The following is a 21,224-nucleotide window of genomic DNA, read 5'->3' as shown; positions in this document are numbered from 1 at the left end:
ACATGCTGCAAACGACCGATTCGCAAGGGGATGGCAAGGAGCAGGAAAAATATCGCTGCACTCGCCACTAACGAACATTCGTTTGAAACACAACGATTCTAGCTTGCCATGCTACCACTGACAATTCTTCGTGTTTCAAACAGCCAATGATTCAGTACTCGCTGATATTCAGTCCGAGAGGCTAAAACCTCACCACTCAAGGGCCTTGCAGGAATGTCACGCTTACTGACACAGCACATCAGACATGGCGAAAGGGGCTTGAAAACAGGTGTTAAAAGCACATCTCCACTGCCATGAATAATCTCCGAAAGCACTGAACACCCCGCAAGACACCTTGCATGACCGCCATGACTGGATACAATGACAGTTGTATGGATGCACACCCCGTGCCGTCAGCTCAAGATGCCGCCCAGGCCAAAGGCAATGCCCATGACCCAGCCGCTTACTCCGCGCCAACAGGACGTCTTTGATTTCATCATCAAGACCATCAAATCCTCCGGCTATCCGCCGACGCGTGCCGAAATCGCCCAAGCGCTGGGCTTTCGCTCCCCCAATGCTGCCGAGGAGCATCTACGTGCCTTGAAGCGCAAAGGTGCCATCGAGATGGTGCCAGGCACCTCACGCGGCATTCGCGTGCCATCAATGGCCGACGCTGGAGAATATGGCAACCCGGGCTTGCCTGTCATTGGTGAGGTTGCGGCAGGCAGTCCGATACTCGCCAGTGAGCATATCGACCGCCATTGCCCGCTACCCAGTGACTACTTCTCACCGGCCGCCGATTATCTGCTGCGTGTACGCGGTGTCTCCATGAAGGATGTCGGCATTCTGGAGGGCGACTTACTGGCAGTGCATCGCACCACCAATGTGCGCGATGGCCAGATCGTCGTCGCGCGCCTCGGCGATGAAGTGACCGTCAAACGCTTCCGTCGCGAAGGCCACTATGTGTGGCTCGAGGCCGAAAATGCTGACTTCGCCCCCATCAAGGTCGACCTGCGCAGCGAAAGCCTGGAAATCGAAGGCCTTGGTGTCGGTGTCATCCGCGATGGCGGCCTGCACTGACACGCCTCTCGATGCATTTACTTGCTTTCAGACACAAAAAACCCGCCAGGTGGCGGGTTTTTTGTGTCTGCGCTTGTGAGGTAATCAACGATGATCCAGATGAGCGCGAGGTACGTTAGTGCACCAGGCCTTCTGACTGCTCATTCTCATCTTCCTCACCATCCCACAGGCGCGTACGCGTGATGGCATGGTCAATCATCTCACGAGCGACTTCAAAGCGGTTGTCACGCAGTAGATCAGCGGCCTCATCCGAGATGCGAATGCTGAGCAACGGCTCGCCTTCACTTTCGGCTGCGCGCAGAATCACTTCACCATCTTCCATTTGCACAATTTCAAGTACGGCGGGATCGGACACGTCATTCCTCCTGCGCAGCATCACATAAGATGCCGGCGTGGTTGTGATCGTCAGCTTGACGGTGGGCAGGCCTCACGCAGCGTAGAAAAGAGTACGACCATGGCCAGAGCCATGGTCGTACTGATGAGGATGCGGGGCTTGCCACAATGAAAGCAGTCTAGCACCCACAGCACCGAAGCGTCATCTGAATGCCACGCGACAGACACGCTTGCCGCGGATACCAAGGCGTTCACGGCCGAGCCATTGACTGCCGGGTCATGTACTACCGAGCCATGTGCTGCCAGCAACATTCATTATCGGCATCACTACCACTCAACGCTCGACTCGCGCAATCCTGGCAATATGGCCTTGAATGCCACCAGCGCTTCAGTGAGACGCTCAACCAATGACGCATTGGCCGCAGCCGCGATAATCAAGCCATCGCCACGAATACGACTTTCTTCTCGGCGAGCAGCGCCTGCCTCACCTTGCAGGCGGTCAATATCACCCACCAGCTGACTCAACCAGCTATCGGGCCGCTCAAGCAAGATACGCAGCTGCTCAACTTCAGCGACCGGTGCCGGCGGAGATGACAAACGCTCGCGCCAGCTGCTCTGCGGCCAACGCGCCACAACGGCAATCTCATCAAGTAGCGAAGACAGTGCCAGCTCCAACAGCGCCAGCGCCCCTTCCTCACCTGCCATGCGACGCGCCATATCATGCTCGTCTCCCACCGACACTGCTGACTGCGCCAGCAACAGCTCAGCCTGATACAGCAGTTGGTTGGTGCGGGCGCGATGACTCATCAGGCCTTGACTCCCTTGCGCTTGTCCTCAACGACCCAGCGACCATTCTCGAAGGTCGCTTTCCAGCCAGTCGCCTTGCCTTCCTCATCACTCATGACGTACTGCGCCTTGACCTTGCGCGAGAAACGAATCTGCGCCGGACGACCATCCGGATCTTTCTCCGGCGCCTTGAGGATGAAGTGATATTTCTCCGGAAGCTCGTCGGCATGCGCCTTGAGCTCCATCACCAATGGCGGACGCGTCTCACGATTTTTCGGGAACTGGCTGGCAGCCAGGAACAAGCCACTGGCGCCATCACGCAGCACATAGTGGTCTTCGACCTTGACGCAGGCAAGTTCCGGCATCGGAATCGGGTCCATCTTGGGTGGCGCGACCTCACCCGACTTGAGTAGCTTGCGGGTGTTCTTGCAGGCCTCGTTGGTACAGCCAAAGTACTTGCCGAAACGGCCAGTCTTGAGCTGCATATCAGCGCCGCACTTGTCGCACTCGATCACCGGGCCATCGTAGCCCTTGATGCGGAAGTGCCCTTCCTCGACCTCATGCCCCACGCAGTCCGGACTGTTACCGCAGACGTGCAGCTTGCGATGTTCGTCGATCAGGTAGCTATCCATCGCTGTCGCACAGATCGGGCAGCGACGCTTGGCACGTAGCGCGTCAGTCTCGGCATCTTCACCGGCATCAGCAGCAACAGCCTCATCGCCGGGCAACAGGTCAATGGTGGTCTTGCAGCGCTCCTTCGGTGGCAGGTTATAGCCTGAGCACCCCAGGAAGACACCGGTAGACGCGGTACGGATCTGCATCTCGCGTTCACAGGTCGGGCAGGTAATATTCGTCGGTACCGGCTGATTCGGGCGCATGCCTTCTTCTGACTGGGCATGGTCCAACTCGGCCTTGAACTCGGCATAGAAGGCATCGAGCAGTTCACGCCAGTTGCGTGTGCCCTTGGCCACCTCGTCCAGATGATCTTCCATCCGAGCGGTGAAGCCGAAGTCCATCAGGTCCTTGAAGGATTCGCTGAGGCGATCAGTGACAATGTCACCCAGCTTCTCGGCGTAGAAGCGACGATTTTCCAGCGCTGCATAGCCACGATCCTGAATGGTCGAAATGATGGCAGCATAAGTCGACGGACGGCCGATGCCTCGCTTTTCGAGCTCCTTGACCAGGCTGGCTTCGGTATAACGCGCCGACGGCTTGGTGAAGTGTTGCTGAGGGTCCAGCTCGACCAGCTCGAGCTTCTCACCGATCGCGAGATCGGGCAGCGACTGATCCTCTTCCTTCTTGCCCATCGGCTTCATGACGCGAGTGTAACCGTCAAACTTGAGCACACGCCCCTTGGCACGCAACTCGTAACCGTCGACTTCTATGGTCAGTGTCGAGGACAGGTACTCGGCCGGCAACATCTGACAGGCCACGAATTGACGCCAGATCAGCTCATAGAGCCGTTCGGCATCGCGCTCCATTCCCACGAGATCAGTCGCACGATTAGCCACCTCAGAAGGACGAATCGCTTCGTGGGCTTCCTGGGCACCTTCCTTGCTGGAATAGACATTGGCCGCTTCCGGCAGGTAGTTGCTGCCATATTCTTCGCTGATGAAATCGCGAGCCGTCGCCACTGCATCCGCCGACAGATTTGTCGAGTCAGTACGCATGTAGGTGATGTAGCCAGCTTCATACAGGCGCTGCGCCATCATCATGGTTTTCTTGACCGAGAAGCCGAGACGACCGCTGGCCGCCTGCTGCAGGGTCGAGGTAATGAATGGTGCATTCGGCTTGGAACGTGTCGGCTTGTCTTCGCGATTGGAGATAGCCAAGGCAGCAGTGCGCAGCGCCGCAATACGCTCAAGCGTGTCCTTCTCGCTGGTCGGACGGAAGGCCTTGCCGTCCTGACGCGCCAGCTCGAAACGAATCGCTTCACCACTCGCGGCGGCAAGCTTAGTGTGGACATCCCAGAACTCTTCCGGAATGAAGGCACGAATCTCGCGTTCACGCTCAACGATCAGGCGGACTGCCACGGACTGCACGCGACCGGCAGACAGGCCGCGTGCCACCTTGGCCCACAGCAGCGGCGAGACCATGAAGCCCACCACACGATCCAGATAGCGCCGCGCCTGCTGTGCATGGACACGGTCCATCTTCAGCTCGCCGGGCTCATCAAAGGCCGCCGTGATCGCCTTCTTGGTGATCTCGTTGAACACCACGCGCTTATAACGCGTCTCGTCGCCACCGATGGTCTCGCGCAGGTGCCAGGCAATCGCCTCACCTTCGCGGTCAAGATCCGTTGCGAGATAGATGGTGTCGGCTTTCTCGGCCAGACGCGTCAGCTCCGAGACTACCTTTTCCTTGCCAGGCAGAATCTCATAATGCGCCTCCCAGCCATTCTCCGGATCAACCCCCATGCGCCGGATCAACTGGGTCTTGGCTTTCTTCTCTTTATGAGCGGCCTTGACCTCCGGCGACATCTTGCGTGTCTCCGCAGCCTGACGGGCACGCTCCTTGGGATCAGTTGCCTGTTTACCGCTACCGCTGGTGGGCAGATCGCGGATGTGCCCGACACTCGATTTCACTATGAAATCATTGCCGAGATACTTATTGATGGTCTTGGCCTTGGCGGGCGACTCGACGATCACCAGTGACTTGCCCATGGTTGCTCGCATCTCCTGGCCGGCACTGAGTGCACCGGCGAATGAATCGTCGCACTGGGTTTTATCCCAGCCGAAAAATGCGCCTACCCTACCCCAGCGTTTCAGCGCTGACCAGCAATGTTGAGACTGGCGGAGTGTCTGGATATCTACAGTAGGCGTTACGGTTCCTATCAACAGGAGGCCCTTGATGGCATCAGGACTACCTACAGGATCGATATTTGCAATGTCAACTTACCGCCAAGCCCTTTATGCCATATGCCGCCCAGCGTGTACTTTTTGCTGTCACTGACTTGCTGCCACTATATAAGGAGCCATTGAGAAGTCGCACCATGGATAGCGATAACGTCAGTATGGCCTCTCTCAGCACAGCAGAGGCATGACGCCTGATCAACGTAGCGTATTCGGCGCGGCGCAGGAATGAAACCTCACCTTCCATTGCGATGTCACGTTGCACAATGATCGACGGCAGGTATCAGCAAGATATCTGTCACAAAATATGCCGCAACGATGTACTGCACTCGACAGGCTCCCTTTCAGCCTTCAATGTAGTAAAATGACAACACAATCTGTCTCACCCATCACGCCAAGTGTTCAAGGAGTATGATTTCATGCCGCACGCGTTCAACGGCCCGATCCGCCGCACCAAGATTGTTGCCACGCTAGGTCCGGCCAGTGACAAGCCGGGTGTTCTCGACGCGATGATTCGTGCCGGAGTGGATGTGGTACGCCTCAATTTCTCCCACGGTAGCTCGGAAGATCATCGCATGCGGGCGGAGGCTGTCCGTCAGGCCGCCGCCGCACAAGGACGTAGCGTCGCAGTACTGGGTGACTTGCAGGGGCCGAAGATTCGCATCGCCCGCTTCAAGGACACCGCCGTGATCCTGAGCGAAGGTCAGCCCTTCGTTCTCGACATCGGCTTGGGCCGTGATGAAGGTACCGTCGAGCGCGTGGGTTGCGACTACCAGCAGCTGGCCGATGATGTGGTTGCAGGCGATGTCCTGCTGCTCGACGATGGCCGCGTCGTGCTTGAAGTCGTTGAACTCAAGAACAACGAAATCCATACCACCGTCAAGGTGGGTGGCAAACTGTCCAATAACAAGGGCATCAACAAGCAGGGCGGGGGTCTTTCCGCAGAAGCACTGACCGAGAAAGACAAGGCCGACCTCAAGACCGCTATCGACATCGGCGTGGATTATCTAGCCGTTTCCTTCCCGCGCAGCGGCGCTGACATGCAGCTGGCACGCGAGCTATTGGGTGAAGAAGGCCGTGATATCGGCCTGATCGCCAAGGTTGAGCGTGCTGAAGCCGTGGCTGATGATGCCGTACTCGACGGTATCATTCTCGCCAGCGAAGGTGTGATGGTGGCGCGTGGTGATCTAGGCGTCGAAATTGGCGATGCCCAGTTGATCGGCGTACAGAAGCGCATGATTCGCCGCGCACGCAGCCTGAACCGTGTGGTCATCACTGCCACGCAGATGATGGAATCCATGATCAGCGCACCGCTGCCGACGCGCGCAGAAGTCTTCGACGTTGCCAATGCCGTGCTGGATGGCACCGATGCAGTGATGCTGTCGGCGGAAACCGCCGCGGGGGATTTCCCGGTCGAGACGATCGAGACCATGCACCGTGTCTGCCTGGGCGCCGAGCGTGAGCGCTCTGCACAGGAATCTCAGCACCGCATCCACGAAGGTTTCAGCAAGACTGACGAAACCATCGCGCTGTCCGCCATGTACGCTGCCAACCACCTGACGGGTGTCGTCGCCATCGTGTGCATGACCGAGTCCGGCTATACGCCACTGATCGCCTCCCGCATTCGCTCTGGCCTGCCGATCGTCGGGCTGGCACAAGATCAGAAGACTCAGCGCCGCATGGCACTTTACCGTGGCGTGGTGTCCCTGCCCTTCGACTCAAGCGAACTACCGGCTCCGGAAATCAATCGTCGCGCCATTGCTGAACTCGAGGCCCGTGGTATTGCCACGCGTGGCGATCTGGTTATCCTCACACGTGGCGACCAGATGAATGCACATGGCGGCACCAACACCATGAAGATCGTCACCGTCGGCGGCACCATCGACTGAAGCATTTGATCACCGGCGGGGCTGGCGCCTCGCCCTCTGGAGGCAATGCGGCATGAGCGAGCAACGACCCAAACGCCAGGCACGGCGTACCCTTCCGGCACGCAAGCGTATTGCGCTGGTCGCCCACGATGGCAAGAAGGATGAAATGCTGGATTGGGCCAATCGCTGGCGCGACGAGTTGTCCCGTCACCAGTTGTTGGGTACCGGCACCACCGCACGGCGTATCAGCAAGGAGCTCGGGCTTGAAGTCGAAGGCCTGATGAGTGGCCCTCTCGGCGGCGATCAGCAGATTGGCGCACGTATCGCAGAAGGCAATCTGGACCTATTGATCTTCTTGTGGGACCCGTTCGCGCCGATGCCACATGATCCAGACGTCAAAGCCTTGCTGCGTCTGGCCGCCTTATGGAACGTGCCAGTAGCATGCAATGCGGCGAGCGCCGACTTCATGTTCAACTCGTCCCTCATATCGCAGGTCGTCGAGGTCGCAGTCCCGGACGCAAACGACTGGATCAGCACTCGCGCCTGATCGCCTCACCGGATACATTGCGCCAGCCATAGTGTCGCAAGCCACAGTGTCGCAAGGCACTCCTCAAAACGCCGTCAGCGCTCTATTTTGCGCTGACGGCGTTTTTTATGGCTTATCCTTTAACGTTCCAAAACACCAAATGTTGTAATCAAACTACATTTCGCTCTATTTCAGCGTCATTCACCCGTCTCTTCGCCGAGCGTCTTTACCGAAATATCAAGCTGACTGGCAATGATCGCGCCGCGTGCCGCCATACAATACAACCCGATATGATGAGTATCAGACTGAGGATGAGTTGCCGTTTCCGGCAACCCCAGTCGCGCCACTTGCTCAGCAGGAAGATCATAGGTGGCACATCCGGGCTCCAACACCACAATATCGCGCACGGCTCCCAGCACGCCGTGATTACGCGCCGATAAAAGCGTCAACACCAGATCCATTACGCAGATATCCGTGCAGATGCCCACGATTACCAGCGTCGTGAGACGATGCTGCACTACCCAATCATTCAGAGAATTGGCCTGAGTGTGGGGGTGGATGGCACCGATATAACCGTTGATGCAATCCTTGTGAATCAGGGTCACATGCGGGTCATCAGCTAGCCATGTCAATTCATCCACCAGCACATCCTCACCACTCCCCTGCTCACAGTGCACTGGGTAAGGCGGTTCTGGCACTCCCGGTGAATGAGAGTCAATGAACGCCATCAGCGGCCGTGCACTCGCGCTGAAACAACGCGCCAGCTCATCGCTGAGCGTTATCATGTTGGACACTTGAGCATTGGGGGCTTGTGGTGCCAGAGCACCACCACCGACCTGGCAGAAACCATTGATCTCATCAACGAGAATCAGGCCGGCCTCATTCAGTGCGAGCGGCACCACCGTTGGCCTCACTGGTAGACGAGCATCCAGCTCAGCCGGTGAGGACAAGACAGCGGGAGCTGCGGGAAATGACAGCTGAACTGCAACAGGCCTCACGGTCGGCGAGCCAACCGTGAGGCCGACAGACGACGGGGATGAGAAATCGGATGGCGACATCGTGGAAGAACCTTGGCAAGAGGTGGCCTTCAGCATAGCGAATGTCACTGCCGAAATATCGCGACTGTCATGTCACAACCGTTCAGCATCACCTGACACACAGCGGTTCTGAATAGTGTGCTGCTCTTCGGCCGTGCCCTGCCCCCGCACGTAACTCTGATCTCGCTTGAGTACCGCGAATTGGGAGACTCGCCCGGGATCATCTTCAATCCGTGGCGCGAGGCAGACCAACCCCGGCCGCCTGGCCAACGAAGGAGGTGCAATGGCAAGTGTATCGTTGCGGCTTTCTGCCATGTCGAGAGCATCTGCCATGTGCAGGCAGTCGACTCGCTCCACGTATGGCAAATTCTGCTCAAGCCATGCATTGCATTCGTCAAATAGCGCCTCGCGGGCCACGATGCGCTGTACCTTGCTGGGCGTCAGTTCCGGCGGGCCAAGCAGACTGAGACTGATCGCACGGAACAGCCGCCGTTCGACACGAATGCCCGGCCATGCAGCCAAGGCCTCGTGTGTGGCTCTCACTGGCTGCTGATGGCCGCGCGACCATGGCACCACGGCGGCATCGACCTCACCCTCTGCCAATGCCCTGACGACTTCATCAATCCCGGCATAGGCGCTCAAGCAGGCATCACCAGCATATAGCTTGGATGCACACTCTCGAGAATAGCCCCCCAAGTGTCCCGGATACCCCACACGTAACGCGGTAGTGACCGCACTCTCATGCACTGTATTTTCCTGAGTTTCGCTAGCAGTCACCTTCATCCCTGCCCCTCATGATAACGACTGATGGAAATCCGTCTTGTCCACAGCATAGCCGTAAATGAGAACCTTAGGCGAAGCCACCATTCGCCCCGATAATCTGCCCCGTCACCCAGCCAGCATCGTTACTTACCAACCACGCCGCTACCCGTGCCACGTCCTGTGGGCTAGCAATCCGCCCCAGCGCTGCCATGCCCTCAAGCCTCGCGATGGTTTCCTCACTTTTTCCAGCACGGAACAGCCCAGTATCTGTCGGGCCAGGAGCCACCGCATTGACGGTAATACCACGTGCTCCCACTTCCTTGGCCAGCACACGAGTCAACTGGTCTACCGCGGCTTTTGAAGCCGCGTAGGGTCCGTAGGTCGCAAACATCTGCCGCGTGACTGACGTCGAGATATTGACCACCCGACCATCATCACGCAGGTGCAGCGCAGCCTCACGCATCAGATTGAACGAACCTGTCAGATTGGCCTGCATCAAGCTGGCGAAATCCTCATCGGTGAACTCCGCCACTGTCTTGTAAATGCTCATTCCAGCATTGTTGACCAGGATATCCACGCCCCCATACGTCTCGCTCGCGATCTGAAACAGTCGACTGGCATCAGCACTGATGCCAACATCGGCCTGCACCATGCTGGCCTGGCCTCCCAAGGATTCGATCTCAGACACCACCTGTTGCGCACCCTCGACATCGCTGCGGTAGTTGACGACCACCTGAGCCCCCTCCGTGGCCAGGCGCACGGCAATGGCCGCCCCGATCCCCCGTGAGGCACCGCTGATCACGGCAACCTTACCGACAAGACCTTGTGCTACGGGCTGATTTTCGCTTTGCATGTTGTTTTCCTTTTCACCTATGTGATTAGCCGGCACAGCCGGAGGCCATAAACACTACATTAGCGAAGCTGCCAGTGAATGACACCTGAGACCACACCGACGCCACAGACATTCAAGCGCTATCAAGCACTGCTGAAATGGCACAAAAAAGCCCGCCACTCCTGGAGTGGCGGGCAGATACTGATGAGGATATCGATGACGACAGCATGCAGGATAGCCGTTAGCGCTCGCCGTTAGCCTGACGCTCGAAGGTATCGGCTCGCAGCACCTCGATCCAATAACCATCAGGGTCCTTGATGAAGGCGAGCCCCTTCATCTTGCCATCATCGGGTCGTTTGACGAACTCGATGCCCAGTGCTTCAAAACGCTCACTTGCAGCATGGACATCCGGCACGCTGATGCCAATGTGACCAAAGCCCTGCGGCTGAGCATTGCCATCGTGATAGGCGAAGTCAGCATCGTTCTCCGTGCCCCAATTATGGGTCAGTTCGAGCATCGCCTCGCGACCGAAGGTATAGGTCGTACGCTTGAGATCATCGCTCGGCACTTCTCCTGCCTGCTGCTCATCAAGATAGGCAAGGAAATAGAGGCTGAACTGCATCTCCGGGAAGTCGAGCTTGCGCACTAGCCGCATGCCGAGCACGCGAGTATAGAAGTCCAGGCTACGCTCGGGCTCCTTGATACGCAGCATGGTCTGATTGAACACAAAGCCACGCGTCGCAGGGTCGATCTGTGGGCTAAGACCGGCGACATCTTCGAAATGTGTCGTCATGGAAAGCTTCCTTGGCAAGACACCGCCTGACACGCCAAGTGTCAGGTGGTGCTGGATGGACAGATGACTGGCAGATGGAGGCGACACCATCGTTTTACAAGCCGATCCCCGAGGACTAGAGCTCAGACGAAAAAGAGAAAATCAGGCGATCTCGATCAACACCTCGCCTGGTGTCACTCGGTCACCACGAGTGACATGGATGGCATTTACCGTACCATCGACACGTGCCGCGATCTCGGTTTCCATCTTCATGGCTTCAGTGATCAGCACTGCCTGACCTGCGGTGACACTGTCCCCGACCGCCACCAGAACCTCGACGATATTCCCCGGCATGGCGGTCGTGACATGGCCTGGAGCTGAGGCACTCGCACGGCCACTGCCTTGCCCTGCAGCCACATAATCATCCTTGGCCTCGAACACGACCTCTTCCGGCATGCCATCAAGCGTCAGATAGATATGACGCTTACTGCCCTTGGCCCCTCCGACACCGGTGATCTGCACTGCGTAGGATTCGCCATGCACGTCAATCACGAATTCGGTCGGCACACCAGAAGAGACCGGACGCTCAGCTTCGCCCTGGGGCACGATTTCCGGTGTGAGGGTGCCATCACGGCGCTCCGTCAGGAAGTCACGCCCCAACTCGGGGAACATGGCAAAGGTCAGCACGTCTTCGGGAGACTCGGCCAGCGCCCCCAACTCTTCGGTCAGACGCGCCATCTCGGGAGATAACAGGTCTGCAGGACGACCGGTTTCCACCGGTGCAGTACCGATGGCACGTGAGCGTATCTCTTCATTGACGGCTGCCGGCGCCTGACCATAGCCCCCTTGTAGATAGCGCTTCACTTCATTGGTGATGCTCTTGTAACGCTCACCCGTCAGCACGTTGAGTACTGCTTGAGTGCCGACGATCTGTGAGGTAGGCGTGACCAGCGGCGGGTAGCCGAGGTCAGCACGCACGCGCGGAATCTCATCGAAGACTTCACGAATGCGATCCAACGCATTCTGCTCTTTCAGCTGACTGGCCAGGTTCGACATCATGCCGCCCGGGATCTGACTGATCTGGACCGAGACATCCTCACGGGTAAACTCACTCTCGAAGGCAGAGTACTTGGTGCGCACTTCACGGAAGTAATCACCGATCTCACGCAGTGCCTCAAGTTCAAGCCCGGTATCCCAAGGCGTGCCGCGCAGCGAGGCAACGAAGGATTCCGTCGCCGGATGACTGGTACCGCCCGCAAAGGCCGAGATGCAGGTGTCGATATGGCGACAGCCGGCCTCTACCGCCTTGATCTGACATTGAGGTGCCAACCCCGCGGTGGCGTGACTGTGAAGGTGGATAGGCACGTTGACGGCAGCCACCAATGCACTGACCAGATCAAAGGTCGCGTAGGGCGTCAACAGACCTGCCATGTCCTTGATGACGATGGAGTCAGCTCCCATCTCGACCAGCTTGCGTGCCTGCTCAACAAACATCTCTAGCGTATGCACCGGGCTGACGGTGTAGCAGATAGTGCCCTGAGCATGCTTGCCCGCTTTCTTGACGGCGCGCATGGCGGTTTCCATGTTACGCAGGTCATTCAGGGCATCGAACACACGGAAGATATCGATACCACCGGCCGCTGCACGCTCAACAAAGGCCTCCACCACATCATCGGCATAGTGACGATAGCCGAGCAGGTTCTGGCCTCGCAGCAGCATCTGCAGCGGCGTATTGGGCATCGCCTCCTTGAGAGCCGACAGACGCGCCCACGGATCTTCCTTCAAGAAGCGCACGCAGGCGTCAAAGGTTGCACCGCCCCATACTTCAAGGCTGTGGAAACCGGCTTGATCAAGACGCGCGGCAATCGGCAGCATGTCTTCGGTACGCATGCGCGTTGCGATCAGAGACTGGTGACCATCGCGCAGTACGACTTCGGTGACTTTGACGGTGTCAGCAGGGGAAGCGGCGTCAGAAGAAGTATCAGTCATCTCAGCAATCCTTTTAATTGTCAGTGTATGAACGTGAAGAGCAGCTCAGGGGGGAGTCGGCGCCTGCTCATTCAGGTCTTGGCTCATATGCGCCTGGCTACAGCCCGGCATGCGCGGCAATTGCCGCCGCTATCGCCAATGCTGTCTGCTCAGGCAAGCGCTTGACCGAGTACTGGGTCAGCTCCGGATGCGCGGCGACAAAGCCAGTATCAAAATGCGCATTGCGGAAGTCCGGGTGCTTGAGTATTTCCTGGTAGTAAGGCGCCGTGGTCTTGATCCCCTGCAGGCGCATGTCATTGAGCGCGCGAGAACCGCGATTGATGACCTCTTCCCACGTCAGCCCCCACACGATCAGCTTGAGGCACATGGAATCGAAATACGGCGGGATGGTATAGCCGGTATAGATCGCAGTATCAGTACGTACACCAGGGCCACCCGGCGCGTAATAGCGAGTGATACGACCAAAACTGGGCAAGAAGTCATTCTTGGGGTCTTCCGCATTGATGCGGAACTGAATCGCATAGCCATGATGACGAATATCTTCCTGACGGAAGGACAACTTGTGCCCCCAGGCGATACGAATCTGCTCACGAACGATATCTACCCCGGTGATGGCCTCACTGATGGTGTGTTCCACCTGCACGCGAGTGTTCATCTCCATGAAGTAGATTTCATTGCCCTTGACCAGAAACTCCACCGTGCCTGCATTGCGATAGCCCACGGCGCGCGCAGCGCGGACAGCCATCTCACCTACGTAGGCGCGCTGCTCTGGCGTCAGCTGCGGGCTGGGGGCAATCTCGATCAGCTTCTGGTTACGCCGCTGAATGGAACAGTCGCGTTCGAACAGATGAATCACATTTTCATGATTATCCGCCAGGATCTGCACTTCGATATGCAGCGGATCAACCACACAGCGCTCAAGGAAGACCGCAGCGCTACCGAAGGCCTTGGTGGCCTCGGAGATGACACGCCCCCATGCCTGTCCCAGCTGATGCGCATCATCGCAACGCCGAATACCACGGCCACCGCCGCCAGAGGTCGCCTTGAGCATCACGGGATAACCGATATGCTCTGCCACTGATAGCGCCTCTTCCACGTCAGCCAGATTACCCGCAGAGCCTGGTGTTACCGGCACGCCTGCCGCTTTCATCGCCGCACGTGCTTCGGTCTTGTCGCCCATCCGGGCGATCACATCGCTGGTCGGGCCGACGAAGGCAATCCCAGCCGTCTCGCAAATACGCGCAAACTCGGCATTCTCGGACAGGAAACCGTAGCCCGGATGGATGGCATCACAGCCAGTCTCACGCGCCAGATCCACCAATCGACGGGCGTCCAGATAGCCAGCCAATGGGTCTTCACCAATGAAATGCGCCTCATCCGCGCGCTTGACGTGCAATGAGAAACGGTCGGGTTCGGTGTAGACCGCGACAGAGCGGATGTCCATCTCTGCACAGGCGCGTACAATGCGCACTGCGATCTCCCCTCGGTTGGCAATCAGCAACTTGCGAAACATGGTGACTCTCCCTGCCGTAACGCTGTGGTCTTGTTATCAGACTTTCCACGCTACCCAGCGAGAGACCAATAGAAAAGTTGATATTTTTTTGCCAATCTATAAGTAAAACCTTATGACTGGGTGTGTCATGTCGCGTCCGAATCTGTTAAATCGCCTAACTTTCAGGCAGTTGCAAGTGTTTCAGGCAGTCTATCGTCAGCAGTCCTACTCACGTGCTGCCGAGCAACTCGGCCTGACACAACCGGCAGTCAGTGCTCAGATCCGCCAATTGGAACAGGCACTTGAACAGTCGCTGTTCAAATATGCTGGCAAAACACTGCATATCTTGCCTGCGGCCAACGCTCTCGCGAGCTCCGTGCAGACGATTTTCGGTGAGATATCGAGCCTGCAAATGGAGCTGTCGGAGATCGCCGGCACGATCCGTGGCGAGCTGAATCTAGCCGCTGTGTCTACCGCACAATATGTCGTGCCACATATTCTGGCGCGTTTTCGTGCCCGCTACCCGGAAGTGTCGGTGCGTCTCAAGGTCTGCAATCGCGGCCAGGCACTCGAACGCCTCGCAGAACGCCGCGATGATCTGGTGATCATGGGCATGGTGCCGGACGACGCCAATCTGGCCTTCATGCCGATTCTGGACAATGAACTGATTCCCATCGTCTGGCCGGGGCATCCGTTACTGACGGAAAAGGGCATCACGCTGGAAGATCTGACACAGTATTACATGCTGATGCGCGAGCCAGGGTCTGGCACCCGCACCGCCTTCGAGGAATTTGCCGCCCGTGAACGTGTTTCGCTGCGTCACACCCTGGAACTGGGTTCCAACGAGGCTATCAAGCAAGGCGTGATGGCACATCTCGGCGTCGCGATTCTGCCGCGCCTCGCCGTCCAGCTGGAGCTGGCCTCAGGCTTGTTGGCCTCCCCGGCGTTACCGGGTTTCCCGCTACGCCGTTCGTGGTGCACCGTCTATCCCAAGGATCGCTATCCAACGCCGGTCACCGAGCTCTTCCTGCGCTTCGTACGCGAGCTGCTGCCAGAGCTGAATGCACACTTCAGCGCCCCCATGGAGCCGATGCCGGGCCATAGCGTGGCGTGTCTACCTATCGCTACCGACTAGTCCCTTTCGAACCGTAGCGATCCTCAAAGCCGCTGCCATGGTTCGAATGTCTGATCTACAGACCTGAAAAAACCGCCCTGGAGACAATCTCCAAGGCGGTTTTCGTGTTTATCACAGTCTTCACGACGCAGGTGTAACGCCGTCTTACTTCACTTCCACACCATGTGCCTGCTTATCGGCATGATAGGAAGAACGCACCAGCGGTCCAGACGCGACGTGCAAGAAGCCCATCTCACGAGCTTTCTGACCAAGCCAATCGAAGGTATCAGGGTGCACCCAACGATCAATCGGCAGGTGGTTACGCGACGGCTGCATGTACTGGCCCATGGTCAGCATGTCGACACCGTGGTCGCGCAGGTCCTGCAGTACTTCGAGCACCTGCTCATCAGTCTCGCCCACACCCAGCATCAAACCGGACTTGGTCTTCACTTCCGGGCGACGCTCCTTGTAACCCTTGAGGAGATCAAGCGACCACTGGTAGTCAGCCCCCGGACGCACGCGACGATACAGGCTCGGTACGGTTTCCAGGTTGTGATTGAAGACATCGGGCGGCGTCTTCTCGAGCACGTCCAACGCAACCTGCATGCGACCACGGAAGTCCGGCACCAGGACTTCAATCTCGGTACCAGTACACTTCTCGCGAATCTCGCTGATGCACTCGGCGATGTGGTTGGCACCGCCATCACGCAGATCATCACGGTCAACCGAGGTCACCACGACATAATTCAGGCGCATCTCGGCGATGGCTTCCGCCAGTTCGCGCGGCTCATCGGCATTCAGGATATTCGGGCGACCGTGCGCCACATCGCAGAACGGGCAACGACGCGTACAGATGTCACCCATGATCATGAAGGTCGCGGTGCCACCACTGAAGCACTCACCCAGGTTCGGGCAGGAGGCTTCTTCACACACCGTGTGCAGGCCATGCTTGCGCAGGGTCTGCTTGATGCGTGTAATTTCCGGTGAAGCCGGCATCCGCACACGAAGCCAATCCGGCTTCTTGGGCAGAGTGTCGGTGGGAATCACCTTGATCGGTATACGGGCAACCTTCTCGGCGCCACGCAGCTTTACGCCACGCTCCTTGCGAGCAGGAGCAGCGGATGGGGCGGGCTTCGGGGTAGCGGTGGTCTCGGTCATCAGTTCTGTCCTGCTGTTCGAGAAATGTCAGCCAGTGCCGCGGGTAGCCCGCTCACCGGAGTCAGGGTCACGTCACCCAGGCTTGCGCCCAGGCAACGCACCAGGCGGTCACGCTCGACGGCAAGATCTACCGGCTTGCGAGTCAGGTCGCGAAGCTGGGTCATCGCCATGCCGGCATAGCCGCAGGGATTGATGCGCCCGAAAGGCGCGAGGTCCATGTCCAGATTGATTGCCACACCGTGGAAGCTGCAACCACGACGAATACGCAGCCCCAGTGAAGCAACCTTGGCCTCTTCCATCGATCGACGCGGATCATCGCCACGCTGCGCCGACTTCTTCACATAAACGCCCGGTGCATCAGGGCGTGGGTAGGCCTCGATATCATGCTCCGCGAGCGCCGCAACGACAGTCTCTTCCAACGCGGTCACCAGCTGACGGACTCCAATAGCACTGCGCTTGACGTTGAGCAGTGGGTAAAGCACCAGCTGGCCAGGCCCGTGAAAGGTCACCTGCCCACCGCGGTCAGTCTGTACCACTGGAATATCGCCCGGCATCAACAGATGCTCCGGCTTACCAGCCTGACCTTGGGTAAACACTGCAGGATGCTCCACCACCCACAACTCATCCGGTGCATCAGTGTCACGCGTGTCGGTGAAATGGCGCATGGCCGACCACACTTCGCCGTATGACATGAGGCCAAGATGATAGACGTGAATCGTGTTCATGCATGCGCTCCTGTACTGAAGACGCAAGATGGTGAGAACAGGCGTGTCACGTGAACGTCACAACACCATGTGGATACGGCCGGTAGCCTTGAGATCACGGTGCAATGCATCCAGTTGTTCAGTGCTGGTGGCGATGATCACCACACGTACACTGCGGTAATTACCGTTCTTGCTGTCCTGCCAGGTCAGGCACGAGGCATCAAAGCCCGGTGCATGCACTTCGAGGATATTGCAGACCACTTCGACGAGATCTTCGGCAGCGGTGCCGACAATCTTGAGAGGGAAATCACAGGGATATTCGATCTTGGGAGGCGTCTGCCCACCCACTTCTGGCGTCTTGGCCATGGATATAGCCCTTCATGTGAATCTATTTCCGACCATTCTACTCAACAAAGGGCGATCCGTCAGCCGGATCGCCCTTTCTGGTCACCGTGGGCCTGATGATCACAGCCGCACGACTGGCACAGTCGAGATATTCAGATCAATTGAACAAGCCGTGGAAGAACAGCATCAGTGCATCCCACAGACGCTTGAACAACCCGCCCTGCTCGACTGGCTCGAGCGCGACCAGTGGCTCTTCCGCCAGTACCTTGTCATCCAATTTGATCTGGAGGGTACCGTACTGCTCACCTGCCTGAACCGGTGCCTTGATGGTTTCGCTCACATCAAGACGTGCCGTCAGCTTGTCGGACTGGCCGCTCGGCACGGTCAGATAGACATCCTTGGCCATGCCAAGACGTACCTGATCCTTGTCGCCGCCCCAGACGCGCGCCTGGTTGAGCACCGCGCCCTTGTCGTAGAGCTTCTTGCTTTCAAAATAGCGGAAGCCGTAGGTCAAAAGCTTCTGCGATTCCTGAGCACGGGCTTCTTCGGAGCTGGTGCCCATCACGACACTGATCAGACGGGTCTCATCTTTCTTGGCTGAGGCCACCAGGCAGTAGCCCGCTTCTTCAGTGTGACCGGTCTTCAGGCCATCGACATCCTTGTCACGCCACAGCAGCTTGTTGCGGTTAGGCTGCTTGATGCCGTTCCAGGTGAAGTACTTCTGGGAGTAGATCTGATAGTGATCCGGGTAATCCTCGATGATGCTACGCGCCAGAATCGCCAAATCATGCGCAGTGGAATAATGCTCCGCATGCGGCAGACCGGTAGCGTTCATGTAGTGGGTGTTTTTCATGCCCAAGCGTTTGGCGTGCTGATTCATCAGGTCAGCAAAGGAGCCTTCACTGCCACCAATACGCTCCGCCAGCGCGACACTGGCATCGTTGCCTGACTGGATGATGACACCGTGCAGCAAGTCATCGACGGAGACACTGGTCCCCTCGCGAATGAACATGCGCGAGCCACCTGTCTTCCAGGCGTTGACGCTGATACGCACATTTTCATCCGGGCTCAGCTTGCCATCATCAATCTCGGTCTCAACCAGATAAGCCGTCATCATCTTGGTCAGACTGGCCGGCGGCAGACGCTGGTCGGAATTGTGCTCGACCAGAATGCGACCGGAGTTGGCATCCATCAGGATCCAGGACGACGCTGCCAACTGCGGTGCAGCCGGAATCAGAGTATCGGTGTCGATGGCATGGGCCGGACTGGCGGTAATACTGGCTACCAGTGCAATACCGCTGGCCGCCATCAGCGTGGCGAGCCGACGCCGAAGTGGAAGAAGTCTGGATTTCAGGGACATGTTGGAATCTCTTTGACACTCATGCGTTAGCCGAGGCGCAAGCCTCGGCCATGTTGCATTCCATCGCGGAATACATGATTAATTGAAGCGGCCTATTGGCCTTAACGCGATGCCTTGACGCTAAAGGCGCCAGCAAAACCGGCACTGGCAAGCGCCGACTTGAGCGACTCGATGCGGACATTGTCCTCCAACGGGCCGACTTGCACCTTGTACAGACTGCCATCTCCCAGCACACGGACAGGGTTATCAAGCACGGTGCCGATACGCTGACGAATGCTGTCAGCCTTGCTCTGATCACTTACTGCTGCGACCTGTAGGTAGCTAGCCTCGCCCACACTACCGGAAGTAGCAGATTTAGCGGGTGCCGCTGTGTCTGAATTACGCGACGCAGAGGCTATCACGGGCTTGGCAGCAGTGCCCGTCCCTGACGTCCCTGCCGAAGCAGAACCGCCAGTTGCGTACATTTCTTCAAGTCCGGCAATGCCCTGCTCACGACGAACGGACTGACTACGTGCCAACAAACGCTCTGACTCAGCAGTGCCTTTCGTCGGGCTCGCACCCGGCTGCCATGTCGCGGCGTCCAGCGCCTCGACGCGAACATGACCAGTACCATGCCCTAGCATGTCGAGTCGCCACGCGGCGCTATAGGACAGATCGATCAGCCGGTCATCATGGAAGGGCCCACGATCATTGACCTTGACGATGACCTGCTTGCCATTGTCCAGATTCGTGATACGTGCATAGGTCGGCAATGGAAACGCCTTGTGCGCTGCCGTCATGGTGTACATGTCATAGATCTCACCGCTAGCGGTGGCATAGCCATGAAATTTCTTGCCGTACCAGGAGGCAGTGCCTTCCGCGACGTACCCCCGCGGGTCCTCCATCACATGATAGGACTTGCCCCACACCTCATACTCACTGCGATTACCGCTGCGAGTGTAAGGCTCTACCTGCGGTACAGCATCCTCCACGGTAGAGACATCCGGCGCATCTTCAGGATAGGCATCGGAGTCCATGTGATAGCGACCATTCTTGCCTGCCTTCTTGCCGGTGCTGGCCGAGGCACCATCACCGACTTGTGTGCTCCCACTGCTGGCACAACCGGCCAGCAGTGCGAGTACAAGCGCGAGTGGTAGCGCGCGTGACCAACTCATCCAGCACCCCCGCCCTCGAGACGGCGTTTGATGGCCTGAGACAGCTCAGTCACGGCCATGGCATACAGATGGCTGTGGTTGTAGCGGGTAATGACGTAGAAGTTGTCATAGCCCACTGCGTAGCGATAACCCTGCTTGAGGTCCAGCGCGAGCGGAATGACCTGCGTGTTACCCGCCACGTTGCCTGTCACCTGAACACCGGCAGCCTCAAGCGCGGAAACGCTCATGTAAGGCTTGTTGGTCTTGTTGAACGTGACCGACGAGGGCGGAGTGCCCGGACCGTCTGCTGCGCTGACCAGTGGCGCACCGGCTTTCCAGCCGTGTCGCGCGAAGTAGTTGCCGACACTGCCGATGGCATCCACCGGGTTGTGCCACAGATCACGCACGCCATCACCATCGAAATCAACGGCATAGGCCTGATAGCTGGTCGGGATGAACTGCGGATAGCCCATCGCGCCCGCATAGGAGCCCTTGATGGAGAGCGGATCAATGCCCTGCTCCAGCGTCAACTGCAGGAAGGCTGATAGCTCGCCACGGAAAAAGGTGCCGCGACGCGGGTGATCGAAGGCCAGAGTAGACAGCGAATCGATGACGCGATGCGTGCCGGTATGCTTGCCGAAGAAGGTCTCGACACCAATGATGGCGGCGATGACTTCCGGCGGCACGCCATACTCGGCCTGGGCACGGTCGAAGGTCTCACGGTGTTCGGCGATGAAGCGTTCACCGGCTTCAATGCGCGACTCTTTCATGAAGATGGCACGATACTGGTCCCAACGCAGATGGCCTTCGGCAGGCTTGGACATCGCATCCAGCACTTTCTGACTGTAATCAGCCTGATTCATCAGCTCTGTCACACGGCTGCGATCCAACCCCTTGGCAACCAGCTCATCCACCAGCTTGGCAGTCTCCGGATGAGTCGCCGGCGCGAAACCGTCCGGTGCAGCAGTGGCTGTCCCGGCCATACCGAGCAGCGGCGCTGCAATTACCAGGGCTGCGCCCCAGCTCTTCAGACGTCGCCCACGCGCATTATTCACCGTCATCGACTCTCTCCTTGCCTGTCTGCGAGCCCGTGCCCGCGAAT

General features: G+C 58.0%; 19 protein-coding genes. 4 read left to right on the top strand and 15 right to left on the bottom strand.

The genetic code is table 11. The features are described from left to right. Positions 1-429 precede the first annotated feature (429 nt). Positions 430-1,059, top strand: a complete 630-nt coding sequence (gene lexA, locus GQR90_RS04190) for a transcriptional repressor LexA (protein WP_158773017.1) — start codon at positions 430-432, stop codon at positions 1,057-1,059. 115 nt (positions 1,060-1,174) lie between these two features. Here lexA and GQR90_RS04185 read toward each other — a convergent pair whose 3' ends face one another. From GQR90_RS04185 to topA, 3 genes are all read right to left on the bottom strand, one after another. Continuing rightward, positions 1,175-1,414 carry a hypothetical protein gene (locus GQR90_RS04185; RefSeq protein WP_158773016.1) on the bottom strand — a complete coding sequence of 80 codons (240 nt, stop codon included), beginning with the start codon at positions 1,412-1,414 and terminating at the stop codon, positions 1,175-1,177. Positions 1,415-1,719: 305 nt separating this feature from the next. Continuing rightward, complete coding sequence (locus tag GQR90_RS04180; protein WP_158773015.1) at positions 1,720-2,199, bottom strand: DUF6586 family protein; 480 nt, start codon at positions 2,197-2,199, stop codon at positions 1,720-1,722. Next, positions 2,199-4,841 (bottom strand): type I DNA topoisomerase, encoded by a 2,643-nt coding sequence (gene topA, locus GQR90_RS04175; RefSeq protein WP_158773014.1) that lies wholly within the window; start codon positions 4,839-4,841, stop codon positions 2,199-2,201. The genes GQR90_RS04180 and topA overlap by 1 nt, the downstream gene beginning before the upstream one ends. Positions 4,842-5,449: 608 nt before the next feature. Here topA and pyk point away from each other — a divergent pair. Together pyk and GQR90_RS04165 are read left to right on the top strand one after the other, a co-directional pair. Next, entirely contained in the window at positions 5,450-6,919 is a 1,470-nt protein-coding gene (gene pyk / locus GQR90_RS04170; protein ID WP_158773013.1) for a pyruvate kinase, read from the top strand. Between the two features lie 52 nt (positions 6,920-6,971). Beyond that, positions 6,972-7,445 (top strand): methylglyoxal synthase, encoded by a 474-nt coding sequence (locus tag GQR90_RS04165; protein WP_158773012.1) that lies wholly within the window; start codon positions 6,972-6,974, stop codon positions 7,443-7,445. 176 nt (positions 7,446-7,621) lie between these two features. On the opposite strand, the gene GQR90_RS04160 is transcribed toward GQR90_RS04165, so the two are convergent. The 6 genes from GQR90_RS04160 to GQR90_RS04135 form a co-directional block, all read right to left on the bottom strand. After that, positions 7,622-8,482 carry an isochorismatase family protein gene (locus GQR90_RS04160; RefSeq protein WP_158773011.1) on the bottom strand — a complete coding sequence of 287 codons (861 nt, stop codon included), beginning with the start codon at positions 8,480-8,482 and terminating at the stop codon, positions 7,622-7,624. A gap of 72 nt (positions 8,483-8,554) precedes the next feature. After that, the gene (locus tag GQR90_RS04155; RefSeq protein ID WP_158773010.1) at positions 8,555-9,244 is read right to left on the bottom strand and encodes a prephenate dehydratase domain-containing protein; all 690 of its coding nucleotides are present in this window, start codon (positions 9,242-9,244) and stop codon (positions 8,555-8,557) included. Between the two features lie 67 nt (positions 9,245-9,311). Next, entirely contained in the window at positions 9,312-10,076 is a 765-nt protein-coding gene (locus GQR90_RS04150) for an SDR family oxidoreductase (protein WP_158773009.1), read from the bottom strand. A gap of 220 nt (positions 10,077-10,296) precedes the next feature. Further along, positions 10,297-10,848, bottom strand: coding sequence for a lactoylglutathione lyase (gene gloA / locus GQR90_RS04145; RefSeq protein WP_158773008.1), 552 nt, complete (start codon positions 10,846-10,848; stop codon positions 10,297-10,299). Between the two features lie 141 nt (positions 10,849-10,989). Beyond that, complete coding sequence (oadA, locus tag GQR90_RS04140; protein WP_158773007.1) at positions 10,990-12,816, bottom strand: sodium-extruding oxaloacetate decarboxylase subunit alpha; 1,827 nt, start codon at positions 12,814-12,816, stop codon at positions 10,990-10,992. Positions 12,817-12,913: 97 nt separating this feature from the next. Further along, positions 12,914-14,329, bottom strand: coding sequence for an acetyl-CoA carboxylase biotin carboxylase subunit (locus tag GQR90_RS04135; RefSeq protein ID WP_158773006.1), 1,416 nt, complete (start codon positions 14,327-14,329; stop codon positions 12,914-12,916). Between the two features lie 127 nt (positions 14,330-14,456). On the opposite strand from GQR90_RS04135, the gene GQR90_RS04130 reads away from it, so the two are divergent. Beyond that, positions 14,457-15,443 (top strand): LysR family transcriptional regulator, encoded by a 987-nt coding sequence (locus GQR90_RS04130; RefSeq protein WP_158773005.1) that lies wholly within the window; start codon positions 14,457-14,459, stop codon positions 15,441-15,443. A 144-nt stretch (positions 15,444-15,587) separates the two neighbouring features. On the opposite strand, the gene lipA is transcribed toward GQR90_RS04130, so the two are convergent. From lipA to mltB, 6 genes are all read right to left on the bottom strand, one after another. Beyond that, positions 15,588-16,580 (bottom strand): lipoyl synthase, encoded by a 993-nt coding sequence (gene lipA, locus GQR90_RS04125; protein WP_158773004.1) that lies wholly within the window; start codon positions 16,578-16,580, stop codon positions 15,588-15,590. Next, positions 16,580-17,305 carry a lipoyl(octanoyl) transferase LipB gene (lipB, locus tag GQR90_RS04120; RefSeq protein ID WP_158773003.1) on the bottom strand — a complete coding sequence of 242 codons (726 nt, stop codon included), beginning with the start codon at positions 17,303-17,305 and terminating at the stop codon, positions 16,580-16,582. Before lipB ends, lipA begins: the two co-directional genes overlap by 1 nt. A 57-nt stretch (positions 17,306-17,362) precedes the next feature. After that, positions 17,363-17,650, bottom strand: coding sequence for an HP0495 family protein (locus GQR90_RS04115; protein WP_158773002.1), 288 nt, complete (start codon positions 17,648-17,650; stop codon positions 17,363-17,365). A 136-nt stretch (positions 17,651-17,786) separates the two neighbouring features. Continuing rightward, positions 17,787-18,989 (bottom strand): D-alanyl-D-alanine carboxypeptidase family protein, encoded by a 1,203-nt coding sequence (locus GQR90_RS04110; protein WP_158773001.1) that lies wholly within the window; start codon positions 18,987-18,989, stop codon positions 17,787-17,789. 101 nt (positions 18,990-19,090) lie between these two features. Next, entirely contained in the window at positions 19,091-20,143 is a 1,053-nt protein-coding gene (locus GQR90_RS04105) for a septal ring lytic transglycosylase RlpA family protein (protein ID WP_158773000.1), read from the bottom strand. Beyond that, a complete protein-coding gene (mltB, locus tag GQR90_RS04100; RefSeq protein WP_158772999.1) occupies positions 20,140-21,183 on the bottom strand; it encodes a lytic murein transglycosylase B in 1,044 nt (347 codons plus the stop codon). The genes GQR90_RS04105 and mltB overlap by 4 nt, the downstream gene beginning before the upstream one ends. Positions 21,184-21,224 lie beyond the last annotated feature (41 nt).

The sequence above is a fragment of the Cobetia sp. L2A1 genome (genome assembly GCF_009796845.1).
Taxonomy (GTDB): Bacteria; Pseudomonadota; Gammaproteobacteria; order Pseudomonadales; family Halomonadaceae; genus Cobetia.
This window is presented reverse-complemented; position numbering and strand designations above follow the sequence as displayed.